The organism is Micrococcus sp. ACRRV (genome assembly GCF_022346985.1).
Taxonomy (GTDB): Bacteria; Actinomycetota; Actinomycetes; order Actinomycetales; family Micrococcaceae; genus Micrococcus; species Micrococcus porci.
Genome location: NZ_JAKRNH010000072.1, coordinates 1 through 11,859, shown reverse-complemented (window position 1 = coordinate 11,859; position 11,859 = coordinate 1). Strand labels below are relative to the sequence as shown.

General features: G+C 74.6%; 11 protein-coding genes. 5 read left to right on the top strand and 6 right to left on the bottom strand.

All coding sequences use genetic code 11. From position 1 onward, the window contains the following. The first annotated feature begins 280 nt into the window (after positions 1–280). On the top strand, positions 281–1,531 hold the full coding sequence (locus tag MHY29_RS08475) for an acyl-CoA dehydrogenase (protein ID WP_224355732.1): 1,251 nt from the start codon (positions 281–283) through the stop codon (positions 1,529–1,531). Here MHY29_RS08475 and MHY29_RS08470 read toward each other — a convergent pair. Beyond that, positions 1,522–1,923: a nuclear transport factor 2 family protein gene (locus MHY29_RS08470; protein WP_224355731.1), complete on the bottom strand. Its 402-nt coding sequence runs from the start codon at positions 1,921–1,923 to the stop codon at positions 1,522–1,524. The two genes, MHY29_RS08475 and MHY29_RS08470, sit on opposite strands and share 10 nt — an antisense overlap. A gap of 112 nt (positions 1,924–2,035) precedes the next feature. Between MHY29_RS08470 and MHY29_RS08465 the strand changes: the two genes are divergently transcribed. Then, positions 2,036–2,398 (top strand): helix-turn-helix domain-containing protein, encoded by a 363-nt coding sequence (locus MHY29_RS08465; RefSeq protein WP_224355730.1) that lies wholly within the window; start codon positions 2,036–2,038, stop codon positions 2,396–2,398. 109 nt (positions 2,399–2,507) lie between these two features. On the opposite strand, the gene MHY29_RS08460 is transcribed toward MHY29_RS08465, so the two are convergent. The 3 genes from MHY29_RS08460 to MHY29_RS08450 are packed head-to-tail and all read right to left on the bottom strand — an operon-like array spanning position 2,508 to position 5,235. Then, positions 2,508–3,374 carry an ABC transporter permease gene (locus MHY29_RS08460; RefSeq protein ID WP_224355729.1) on the bottom strand — a complete coding sequence of 289 codons (867 nt, stop codon included), beginning with the start codon at positions 3,372–3,374 and terminating at the stop codon, positions 2,508–2,510. Beyond that, positions 3,371–4,390, bottom strand: a complete 1,020-nt coding sequence (locus tag MHY29_RS08455; protein ID WP_239240107.1) for an aliphatic sulfonate ABC transporter substrate-binding protein — start codon at positions 4,388–4,390, stop codon at positions 3,371–3,373. Before MHY29_RS08455 ends, MHY29_RS08460 begins: the two co-directional genes overlap by 4 nt. Further along, positions 4,387–5,235: an ABC transporter ATP-binding protein gene (locus tag MHY29_RS08450; RefSeq protein WP_239240104.1), complete on the bottom strand. Its 849-nt coding sequence runs from the start codon at positions 5,233–5,235 to the stop codon at positions 4,387–4,389. Before MHY29_RS08450 ends, MHY29_RS08455 begins: the two co-directional genes overlap by 4 nt. A gap of 465 nt (positions 5,236–5,700) precedes the next feature. Between MHY29_RS08450 and MHY29_RS08445 the strand changes: the two genes are divergently transcribed. The 3 genes from MHY29_RS08445 to MHY29_RS08435 all read left to right on the top strand — a co-directional run bounded on the left by MHY29_RS08445 (position 5,701) and on the right by MHY29_RS08435 (position 8,709). After that, entirely contained in the window at positions 5,701–7,128 is a 1,428-nt protein-coding gene (locus tag MHY29_RS08445; RefSeq protein WP_239240101.1) for an LLM class flavin-dependent oxidoreductase, read from the top strand. Positions 7,129–7,237: 109 nt separating this feature from the next. Beyond that, entirely contained in the window at positions 7,238–7,939 is a 702-nt protein-coding gene (locus tag MHY29_RS08440; protein ID WP_224355718.1) for a Tat (twin-arginine translocation) pathway signal sequence, read from the top strand. Then, the gene (locus MHY29_RS08435; protein ID WP_239240098.1) at positions 7,939–8,709 is read left to right on the top strand and encodes a hypothetical protein; all 771 of its coding nucleotides are present in this window, start codon (positions 7,939–7,941) and stop codon (positions 8,707–8,709) included. The genes MHY29_RS08440 and MHY29_RS08435 overlap by 1 nt, the downstream gene beginning before the upstream one ends. Before the next feature lie 97 nt (positions 8,710–8,806). Here the strand turns inward: MHY29_RS08435 and MHY29_RS08430 are convergent, their stop codons facing one another. Together MHY29_RS08430 and MHY29_RS08425 are read right to left on the bottom strand one after the other, a co-directional pair. Further along, on the bottom strand, positions 8,807–9,166 hold the full coding sequence (locus MHY29_RS08430; RefSeq protein WP_239240095.1) for a YtxH domain-containing protein: 360 nt from the start codon (positions 9,164–9,166) through the stop codon (positions 8,807–8,809). Between the two features lie 121 nt (positions 9,167–9,287). Next, a partial coding sequence (locus tag MHY29_RS08425) for an HAD-IC family P-type ATPase (RefSeq protein ID WP_370643488.1) occupies positions 9,288–11,859 on the bottom strand: 2,572 nt, incomplete at its 5' end.

Genomic DNA, 11,859 nt, shown 5'->3' with positions numbered 1-11,859 from the left:
GGAGGAACCGCCGCCCATGACGCCCTCCTCGGCCGGGTCGGGGCGGGCGGGGTCCTCGGTGGGCGTCATGGGCGGCGGTTCCTCCTGGTCGGCGGGTCCGACCAGGGTAGGGACGACGATGACGGCGCCGCGCCCACCGTCGTCACCGGCGGTCATGCTCGGCCCGCCGGGGCCCCGCGGGCGTCCGGCGCGGGCCAGGGCGACGGCGGCCGGTGTGGACCCCGTCCCACGGCCGGGGCGTCCCGGCCCCCTGGCCGCCCGCGCGTGTCAGAGTAGGTCCATGACCACCTACGCCACCCTCGCCGCCCGGTACGCCGACGCCTTCGACTCCGTCGCTCACGGCGAGCGGGCCCGCGAGGCGGGTCGGCACCTGCCGTTCGCCGCGCTCGGGGAGCTGCAGGCCGCCGGGTTCGGCAAGGTCGGCGTCCCCGTGGACGCGGGCGGCGAGGGCGGCGGCAGCGAGACCGTGCTGCGCCTGCTCATGGATCTGGCCGCCCGGGACGTGAACACCGCGCACGTCTGGCGCTCCCACCTCGTGTTCATCGCCACGGCCATGGACCAGGCGCCCGCCCGCCGGGACCGGTGGCTGCGGCACATCGTCGCGGGGGACTGGGCCGGCTCCGCCCTGGCCGAACGCGCCGGCGGGGCCGCGCCGGGCCGCGCCGCCACCCTGGCCAGCCGGGACGAGGGCGGCACCTGGGTCGTGCGGGGGCAGAAGTACTACGCGACCGGCTCGGCCTTCGCGACGTGGACCGCCGCGACCGTGGGCATCGAGGGGGCGGACCTCGTCTCCCGCCGGAACTCCAAGCGGGCCGGGGGCGCGGTCCGCGAGCCGGACCGGGCCGTCGCCGTCGTGCGCGTGCGTCAGCCGCGCGTGGGCATCAAGGACGACTGGGACGGGTTCGGCCAGCGCCTGACCGCCACCGGGTCCGTGGTGCTCGACGACGCCGCGGCCGAGGAGCTGCTCGAGGTGCCGCGGCAGGACGGGCCGGTGCCCGTGCTCATGGAGGCGACCCTGCTGGCGCTGCAGGCCGGGATCGGTCGGGCGGCGCTCACGGAGGGCACGCAGCTGCTGCGGAAGCGGCGCCGCACCTTCAACACCGGCACGGCCGCGCTGCCCAAGGACGACCCGCAGCTCCTCGAGATCATGGGACAGCTGGCCGGGCGGCAGGCCGCGGCCGAGCTGATGGTGCGCGAGATCGGGCGTCTGCTCGACGAGGGGGAGGACGGCGCCGACGGGGCCGGCCTGGCGGAGGCCGACGTCGTGGCGGCGTCCGCCGAGGCGATGGCCGCCGCGTACCGGGCCCAGGCCGTGGTGCCGGAGGCCGTCCTCGAGGTGTGCACCCGCATCTTCGACACGCTCGGCGCGTCGGCGACGTCGGCCACGCTCCGGCTCGACCGGCACTGGCGCAACGCCCGCACCCTCGCCACCCACGACCCGGCGGCGTTCAAGGTGCGCATGGCCGGCGACTGGCTCGTGAACGGCACCCCGCCGACCGCCTACACGTCCGCGGGCGACGCTCAGGACTGACCCCAGAACCGGTCCTCCGCCGGCCCGTCCGAGGAGAACAGCCGCACCTGCGAGATCCGGCCGTCCGTGACGGTGAGCAGGTCGATGCCGTCCTGGTCCAGCACCTCGCCGTCGCGGCGGCCCGTGAAGCGGACCGGGGCGGCGACGACGTCGCCGTTCGTCATCAGCGGGCCGGCCGGGGCCACCGCGAAGGTGCCCTGGCTGACCTCCATCATCCCGCCGATCAGCGCACCGACGGCCTCCGGCCCGCGGTGCACTCCGGCGAACCGGTTCTCACCGGGCTGGTGCCATTCGATGTTCGGATCCAGGGCGGACATCGCCTGCTCGACGTTGCCGTCGGCCAGGTTCTGGAAGTAGGCGCCGACGACCTCGGCGGGGGTGAGGTTATTCATTCTCATCTCTCCTACAGTGGGTGGTAACGCGACCTCTCCGTCGCCCTTCCATGGTGGGCGGCGGGCCGCTGGTCACCTCAACGTGCCTACGAGGGGAGTTCAGACGATCGTCATGAACCGTTCATGGAACCCGCTGCTGGCCAGCTGCCCGTCCCGCACCTCCCTGGCGCGCATCGCCAACAAGTGGACGGCCCTGATCGTCATCGCGCTGGCCGAGGGGCCGCTGCGGTTCGGCGGGCTGCACGACGGCGTCGACGGGATCAGCCGGAAGGTCCTCACGGACACCCTGCGCGACCTTGAGCGGGACGGCATCGTCGCGCGCACGGATCACGGCGGTGTGCCGCGGCGCGTGGAGTACGAGCTCACCGCTCTGGGGCGGACGCTGGAGACGCCGCTGGCCGCGCTGGTGGACTGGGCGGCCGAGCACCACGACGCCGTGGAGGCCGCGCGCGTCGACTACGACGAGCGCCGGTAGGGTGACGCCAGTGGCCGCGGCGCCCTGCCTCGGCCGGCAGCAGCCCCAGGAGGAGAACATGCAGCGCAGACGTGCCGTCCGCGCGGCCGGGCGGCCGGACGTGCCGGGCTCAGGCCCAGCGGCGCAGGGCCCGGCGCTCCAGCAGGCCGAGCAGCCAGTCGGTGAGCTTGCCGAGCACGGCGAGCAGGATGATCGCCAGGATCAGGCGGTCCGTGCGTCCGTTGTTCTGCGAGTCGGTGAGCAGGAAGCCCAGGCCCATCGAGGAGGCGATCAGCTCCGCGGCCACCAGGAACAGCCAGGCCTGGGCCAGGGCCAGCCGCAGGCCGGAGAACACGGCCGGCACCACGGCGGGCAGCTGCACCGTCCGCAGCAGGGACAGCCCGTGGTAGCCGAAGGCCCGTCCGGCCTCCACCAGGTGCGGGTCCACGTGGCGCAGGGCGGCGTAGACGGTGGTGAACACCGGGAAGAACGCGCCGATCGCGATGAGGGTGACCTTGGACTCCTCGCCGATCTGCATCCAGAGGATCAGCAGCGGCACCCAGGCCAGCGAGGGCACCGCGCGCAGCGCCCCGATCAGCGGGGCGAACAGCGCGTCCGCCCACCGGGACAGCCCGAGCGCAGACCCCACGGCCAGCCCGAGCGCGGCGCCGAGCAGGAAGCCCAGCAGCACGCGCTGGGTGGAGATCCCCACGTGCAGCCACAGGTCGCCCCGCTCCAGCAGGTTGACGCCGGCGCTGAGCACCGCGCCGGGGGAGGGCAGCTGCACCGCGGAGAGCAGCCCGGCGGCCGTCACCGCCCACCACAGCACCAGGAGGACGGCGGGCGCGGCCAGCCCCACCACCGCCCGGGCGCCGGGCCGGTCCAGCACCCGGGACCGCTGCCGTCGGCGCGCCCCCGTCCCCCCGTCGTCGTGACCCGACCGCTCGCGTGCCTCGGGGCCCGTCGTCGCGGCGGGGGTGGTCAGGGCGGTGCTCATCGGATGGCCTCCTCGGCGAAACGGGTGTCCAGGATGCTCGCCAGGGCGGCGTCCACCTGGTGCTGGTAGTCGACGGACCCGGTGTCGACCAGGATCCGTCCGACCCCCGTCAGGGCGTCGAGCAGCTCCTGGCCCGGCACGGGGCTGACGTCCGCGTTGGTGCGTTCGAGGATCACGGTGCGGGCGACGTCGGGAGAGATCTTCGCGGCCTCGGCCAGGATCCCGACGGTCTCGTCCGGGTGCTCGAGCGCCCAGGCGCGGGCGCGTTCGTACGTGTCCAGGACGGTCTGGGCGGTCTCCGGGTCCTCCTCGAGGAAGGACTCCGTGGCGTTGAGGACGGAGAACGTGTTCAGGGCGAGGTCGCGGTACAGGAAGCGGGCGCCCTCGGCCTCGGCCTTCGCCATGATCGGGTCGAGCCCGGACCACGCGGCCACCGATCCGCCGGCGAGGGCGGCGCGGCCGTCGGCGTGCTGCAGGTTCTGGATCTCGACGTCGGCCGGGTCCACCCCGGCTGCCTCGAGCGCCTGCACGGCGAAGAAGTACGGGTCCGTCCCGCGCGTGGCGGCCACCGTGCGGCCCGCGAGCTGGGCGACGTCCGTGATGTCCGAGCCGGGCGGGACCATGAGCGCGGACCACTCCGGTCGGGAGGCGATGCCCACGATGCGCGTGGGGGCCCCGTTGGCCCGGTTCAGCAGCGCGGCCGAGCCGGCCGTCGACCCGATGTCCACGGAGTTCGAGCGCAGGAGTTCGTTGGCCTTGTTGGAGCCGGCGGAGAACACCCAGTTCACCCGGACCCCGCGGGGCGCGAGCGTCTCCTCCAGCCATCCCTGGTGGCGGATCACGAGGGAGAGCGGGTTGTAGGTGGCGTAGTCGATGCTCAGCGTGTCCGGACCGTTCACCGGCCCGGCCGTCGCCTCACCCTGCAGGACGCATCCGCTCAGGCCCAGGGGCAGGGAGGCGGCCAGCAGGCCGAGCGCCGTGCGACGGGTCAGGCGGGCGGAGCCGGCGCCGCTCATCGGGCGTGGCTCTCGACGCCGAGGCCCTCGAGGAGCTCGGAGCGCAACTGGGCCAGGCGGGCGTCAGCGCGGTCGCGGGGCCGGGCCCCCGGCACGTCCACGATGCGTCCCACGGTCGCTCCGGGGCGGGCCGCGCCGTCGGGCGCGGGGACGTCACGGGCGAGCAGCAGCACGCGGTCGGCGAGCTGCAGGGCCTCCTCCACGTCATGGGTGATGAGCAGGACGGTGGTGCCGGTGGCGGCGTGCACGTCCAGCAGCAGGTCCTGCATCTTCAGGCGGGTCAGGGCGTCGAGGGCGCCGAAGGGCTCGTCGAGCAGCAGCACGCCGGGGCGGCGGGCCAGGGCGCGGGCGAGCGAGGCCCGCTGGGCCATGCCTCCGGAGACCTCCCGGGGGCGGTGCTCCGCGAAGGGCGCGAGGCCCACGAGCTCGAGCAGCTCCTGCACGCGGGCCCGGCCCGCGGCGTGGTCCAGCCCCCGGGGCAGGCCGAGTTCCACGTTGCGGCGCAGGGTGCGCCAGGGCAGCAGGCGCGGCTCCTGGAAGCCGACGGCGGTGCGCTCGTCGTAGGGGCGCACGGGCGAACCGTCGATCAGCAGCTCCCCGTCGAAGTCCGGGTCCAGGCCGGCCACGGCGCGCAGCAGCGTGGACTTGCCGCAGCCGGAGGCGCCGATCACGGCGAGCACCTCGCCGGGCGCCACGGTCAGGTCCACGTCGCGCAGGACGACGCGTGGTCCGTCCGCGGAGGGGAACGTGCGCCCGACGCCGCGGAAGACGACGTCGAGGCTGTTGCGGTCCTCGCCCCGGGCCGGGGTGGAGGCGGTGGCACGGGAAGGCGCGTGCACGCTCATGGAGGGCTCCCATCGTCGCTTCGTCGTCGGTGTCGGCGCCGGACGGACACGGATGCCAGTAGACCACCGTGGGCCCGGTCGGCCGCGCGTTCGCCCGGCCGCCGGCGCCGGAGGGGTCACACGGGCGTCACACCGGGGGCGCCGGGCCCCACGCCGAGGCCAGCGCCGAGCCAGACGTTTCGGTCGTCTCCGCAGGGTGGAGGCAGCAGATTCCTCTGGCTCAGCGCTGGGGTGCCGCAGGGCCGCCGCAGGGGCGCCGCAGGGCCGCCACCCGCGGACGTGTCCTCCGTCACGGTCAGGGCATGTCACGAACCGGGCGCCGGACGCGTGGCCGGGCCCGGCAGAGCCGTCATGAACCCCTGGGCCGGACCGACTTCCACCGCCGGCCGCGTCGGCGTTGCATGGTGCGGAACCGTCGCCCGCCCGGCCGCGCCCCTGCGTCGGGCGGCCTTGGAAAGGAGACCCATGAGCACCGCCGAGAACGCCGGAGCCGGAGCACCCACCCGCCCGGACGAGCACCGCGAGATCCTCTTCAACGCATTCGACATGAACTGCGTCGCCCACCAGTCCCCGGGGCTCTGGCGTCACCCCGACGACCACGCCCGCGACTACAACACCCTGGGCTATTGGACGCACCTGGCGCAGACGCTGGAGAAGGGTCTGTTCGACGGCCTGTTCATCGCCGACGTCCTCGGCCCGTACTCCGTGTACGGCGGCACCTCCGAGGCCGCCATCAGGACCGGCGCGCAGACCCCCGTGAACGACCCGTTCCTGCTCGTCTCCGCGATGGCCGCGGTCACCGAGCACCTCGGCTTCGGCGTCACCGCCGGCACCGCCTACGAGCACCCCTACCCGTTCGCCCGCCGCCTCGCCACGCTCGACCACCTCACGGGCGGCCGCGTCGGCTGGAACGTGGTCACCGGCTACCTGCCCTCCGCCGCCCAGAACATGGGCCAGGACGACCAGATGGAGCACGACGAGCGCTACGAGCACGCCGACGAGTACCTCGACGTCGTCTACAAGCTCCTCGAGGGCTCGTGGGAGGACGACGCCGTCGTCTATGACAAGGAGTCCGGCGTGTTCGCGGACCCGGCCAAGGTCCACGACATCGCCCACGAGGGCACGTGGTTCAAGGTCCCCGGCCACGCCGTCACCGAGCCGTCCGTGCAGCGCACCCCCGTGATCTACCAGGCCGGCGCCTCGACGCGCGGCCGCGCCTTCGCCGGCAAGCACGCCGAGGCCGTGTTCATCAACTCCCCCACGAAGGAGCTGGCGGCCGCCACCGTGAAGAAGATCCGCCAGGCCCTGGTGGACGCCGGCCGTGACCCGTACGACGTGAAGATCTTCGCGATGCAGACGATCGTCACCGGGGCCACCGACGAGGACGCGCGGGCCAAGTACGACGACCTGGCGCAGTACGTGGACCCGCTGGGCGGCCTCGTGCTCATGTCCGGCTGGATGGGCATCGACCTGTCCCAGTACGACCTGGACGAGCCGATCGGGGACGTGAAGTCGAACGCCATCCAGTCCGCCGTGGAGACCTTCCAGAAGGCCTCCGGCACGGACGAGGGGTGGACCGTGCGCAAGCTCGCCGAGTGGGTGGGCATCGGCGGCTTCGGCCCCGTGATCGTGGGCGGCGGCGAGTCCGCGGCCCGCCAGCTCGTCGAGTGGGCCGACGAGACCGACGTGGACGGCTTCAACCTCGCCTACCACATCACCCCGGGCACCTTCGAGGACATCGTGGAGTTCGTGGTCCCGGAGCTGCAGAAGCTCGGCCGCTACAAGACCGCGTACACGGACGGCACGCTGCGCCACAAGCTCTTCGGCCGCGGCGACCACCTGCCGCAGAACCACCACGGCGCGTCCTTCGCCTTCCGGAACCGGCGGGGCTGAGCGGACGCCGCTCCGGCCTGCGCGTCCAGGCGGCCTCGGTAGGGTGGCCCCGACCAGGTCGACAGACGTGGGCGGGCGGCCGCGGCTGCCCGCCCGGCAGGAGGAGCACATGCAGCGCAGACGTGCCGTGCACGCGGCGGGGCTCGGGGTCGTGGCGGCCCTGACCCTCGCCGGGTGCGGGACCGACCAGCAGGACGTCGGGGAGGCGTGGCAGCACGCCCGCGCCCAGATCGACGGCGCCGAGTCCGTCCGCATGACCATGGCGTCCGTCAACGACTCCCAGGGCCCCAGCGTGGTCGCGTGGGACGTGGCCGGGCCGCTGGAGGGCGCGGACGGGACGACCACCGGCCGCATGCAGGTCGGCCGGGACTCCTGGATGACCGTCCGCTCCGTCAGCGCGGACGGCAAGACCTGGGCCAGGGTGGACACCGAGGGCCAGGACGTGCCGGAGCAGATCGCCTCCATGTACCGCACGGACGGCTGGACGGAGACGCAGCAGTCCGGGCAGAACGCGCTGCGCGCCACCCTCGACGCCGTGGGCCTGCCCGCCGCGGACGCCCTGGACGGCGTCGATGTGCAGCCCGAGAAGGTCGACTGGTCCGGCGGCACCGCCTACCGCTACGCGATGCCCGGGGACGTGGCCTCCGCCGCCCGCGGAGACAGCCAGTTCTCCGTGCGCGCGTTCACCGTGGACGAGGACGGCGACCTCGTGGGCCTGCGCGTCGAGGACGGCGGCGTGATCCAGGAGTTCGCCCTGAGCGACTGGAACGAGATCGAGCCGGCGGAGGCGCCGGAGGAGGCGCAGCACTGATGCGACCGACCACCCCCCGCACCCCCGCCCCGCACGGCGGCGCCCGCCGTCGGGCGCTGTCCCTGGCCGCGCTCGGCGCGGCCGCCGCCCTCTCCCTCTCCGCGTGCGGCGCCTCCGGCGAGGACGCCTCGGCTGCCTGGGACGCCGCCCGCACACAGCTGCAGGACGCGTCCTCGGTCCGGCTGACCACGGAGGCCCGCAACGACTCCGGCGCCGCCCCCGGCACGCCGGACGGCGTCGAGATCGCCGGCGACGTCCACAGCTCCGACCTGTCCTACACGGGCGTGTTCCGCACGGACGGCTACATCACGCGGGACGAGTCCCGCACCGTCGGCGGCCAGCGGTACGAGCGGTTCACCCTGGAGCAGTCCGGCGGCGTCTCCGGCGAGGGCCGCCCCGCGTTCGCGGAGAAGTGGAAGAAGGCCGAGCCCCTGCCCGGGGACGCGAGCATGCGCTCCATCCTGGACGGCGTGCTCACCGCCGTCCCCCAGGCCGGGGCCCTGCAGGGCGCGGACGTCCGGGCCACGGACATCCGCCGCCAGGGACGGGACGCCACCCGCTACGTCCTGGACACCCCGGTGAAGGGCGGCACCACGGACTCGAGCCTGACCGCGTTCACCGTGGCGGACGACGACGGCACCCTCCTCACCGTCGAGACCACCGGCCCCGGGACGCGCGGCACGGTGACGTTCTCCGACTGGAACGCGGTGGAGCCCGTCACGGCGCCCGCCGCCGAGGACATGGCGCAGGACACGGCCACCGCCAAGTGAGCCCGGCGTGTGGGGCCGGGGACCCCGGCCCCACACGCAGACGACGGCGGCCCGCCTCCCGTGGGGGAGGCGGGCCGCCGTCGTCGTGCGGGGTCGATCAGGCCGCGGGGCCCTCGTCTGCCAGCGGGGTGGAGGGGTCGGAGACCACGTCCGGATCCGCGCCGTGGGCGTTGCCGGTGGTCACGGTCTCGTTGTTGGAGGCCGGGGACGGCTGGTTCGAGGAGGTCTTCTCCTGGACGGCCTGCTTGGCGTCGGACGCGGCCGAGGCGGCCTTGCCCTTCGCGTCGGAGGCCACGACCTGGGCCTTGTCCTTCACGACGCCGACCTTGTCCTTGGTCTTCGGGTCGTTCCAGACCTTCTGCGCGTTCGCGGTCATCTTCTGGAGGTTCTGACGGCCCTCGGCGCTGCCGAGGAGGTAGCCGGCTGCGGCGCCGACGGCGAGGGTGAACCAACGCATGGGGTGTGCTCCTTCGTCGAGTACCGGGCCCGCCCCCTTCCGGGGCGGCCGGCGCGCTGTTGCGCTTTCGTGGACACCACTGTGGCGACTCAGCGTCCGGCGGTCAATGGTCGGCGGCCCCTCAGCCCTCCGCCGCGCGTCGGCCGGGGACGCTCACCCGGGCGTGGTGGATGCGGTGCACGGCCTCGACGACCACGCAGCCGCCCAGGGCGATCGCCAGGGACGCGGCCAGCAGGTCCGGGGCGGGGAGCTCCATCTGGTGGTACCAGCGGGAGGCCGGCACCAGCACGGCCGCGGCCAGCAGCGCGTACATGCCGGCGACCACGCCGCACATGAGCGGGCGCAGCGGCCGGGAGATGCACGTCAGCACCCAGAGGCCCAGCAGGGTCAGCGTGATCAGGGACGCGGTCTGCAGCTGGGCCGTGTCCACGGGCTTCGAGGAGAGGTGCCGCGCGTACCAGGAGACCGCCAGCATCGCCGCCACGATCGTCACGCCCGCCGGCACCGCGAACAGCAGGGCGCGGCGGAGGAAGCCGGGCACGTAGCGGCGCGGGTTCGGCAGCAGGGCCAGGAAGAACGTCGGGGCGCCGATCATCAGGAAGTCCGCCGTGGACGCCTGCCGCGGCAGCAGCGGGAACGGCCAGGCCAGCAGGGAGAACACCAGGCCGAACAGGAGCGCGTAGGACGTCTTGGTCAGGTAGATGTGCGCCAGGCGCTCCATGTTGGCGATCACCTGGCGGCCCTCGCGGAGCACGTCGGGGAGGCGGGCGAACCGCCCGTCCAGCAGCACCATCCGGGAGACCGCCTTGGTGGCGGGGGCGGCGTTGCCCATGGCGATGCCCAGGTCCGCGGTCTTCAGGGCCAGGGCGTCGTTGACGCCGTCGCCCGTCATGGCCACCACGTGCCCCCGGGACTGCAGGGCCGCCACCATGGCCTGCTTCTGCTCCGGGGCCACGCGCCCGAACACCTCGTGGGACTCCAGGACGTCGGCGAGCTCCGCGGGGTCGGCGGGCAGGGTCCGACCGTCGACGGCGTCGCCGGGCACCTCCATCCCGACGGCGCGCGCCACCGCCGCCACCGTGCGCGGGCTGTCCCCGGAGATCACCTTCACGGCCACGCCCTGCTCGCGGAAGTAGCCGAGGGTCTGGGCGGCGTCCGGACGGACGTCCTCCGCGAAAGTCAGGACGGCGACGGGCTCGCGGCCGGCCGGGAGGGTCTCCCCGGCGGGCGCGTCCGACGCGCGGCACAGCAGCACGGTCCGCAGCCCGCGGTCGGCAGGCGCGGTGCACGCCTCCGTGAGCGCGGCGGTGCGCTCCGGGCCCAGGTGCGCGGCGTCCGCGAGGGCCTCCGGGGCGCCGAGCAGCCAGGTCCCGGCCATGCCGGGGTGCGCGGCGTCCGCGTCGGGGCCGAAGGTCACGGCGGACCAGCGGCGGACGCTGGAGAACGGCACGACGCCGGTCGGAGAGGAGGCCGGGGCCGCCGGGAACGGCTCCCGGAGCGCCGCGGCGGTGGGGTTGGCGTCCGGGTCCGCGCCGAGCCAGGCGAGCACCGCCCGCGCGCCGGGGTCCAGCGCGACGGCCGCGGCGTCGTCGTGCGGGAGGGCGGGGGCGCCGACGGGCGCGTGGGCGCCGTGGAAGACGATCCCGCCCTCCGTGAGGGTGCCGGTCTTGTCCAGGCAGACCGTGTCCACGCGGGCGAGGATCTCCACGGCGGGCTGCTCCTGGATGAGCACCGCGCGGCGGGCCAGCTTGAGGGCGGCCAGGGCGAAGGAGATGGTGGTCATCAGGGCCAGGCCCTGGGGGATCATCGCGGTGACGGCCGCCACGGTGGCCACGAGGGCCGCCTCGAGCGCGGGCTGGTCCCCGCCGCCGAGCACGCGGGACCAGCCGCCGGCTGCCGTGACCTGGCCGTGGAGGATCACGGCGACGATCGGCACCAGGGCGATCGTGAGCCAGCGCGCCACCTTCTCCAGGGCCGCCCGCAGTTCGGAGTGCGCGCGCGTGAACCGGCGGGCCTGCACGGCCAGCTTGGCCGCGTGGGAGTCCGCGCCCACCGCCGTGGCCTGCACCAGGGCGGTGCCGGCGACGACGGCCGAGCCCGAGAGGACCGCGTCCCCGGGAGCCTTCGGCACCGGGTCGGACTCGCCGGTGAGCAGGGACTCGTCCACGTCCAGGCCCTCCGACGTGAGCACCGCGCCGTCCACCGGGACCTGGTCCCCGCGGCGCAGCACCACGACGTCGTCCAGGACGACCTCCTCGATCCGCACCTCGCGGCGGGCGCCGTCGCGGACCACGAGGACGCCGTCCTGGTGGAGCAGCGCGATCCGGTCCAGGGCGCGGCGGGCGGAGTTCTCCTGCACGACGCCGATCACCACGTTGGCCACGGCGGCGAGGCTGAACAGGAGGTCGAACCAGCGCCCGAGCACGACGATCACCGTGGCGCACAGGGCGATGACCAGGTTGAACAGGGTGAGCACGTGGGAGCGCAGGATCGTGCCGAACGAGCGCGAGGTGTCCTTCGGCTGCACGTTGACCCGGCCGGCGGCCACGCGTTCGGCCACCTGGGCCGAGGTCAGCCCGGCCAGGGCCGCGGGGCCGGCGTCGGCGGCGGGGACGCCAGCAGGATGACCGAGGCGCTCGACGGCCGCTGGCTCGTGGACACCCAGGGCATGATCCCCGTGGACGAGATGAACC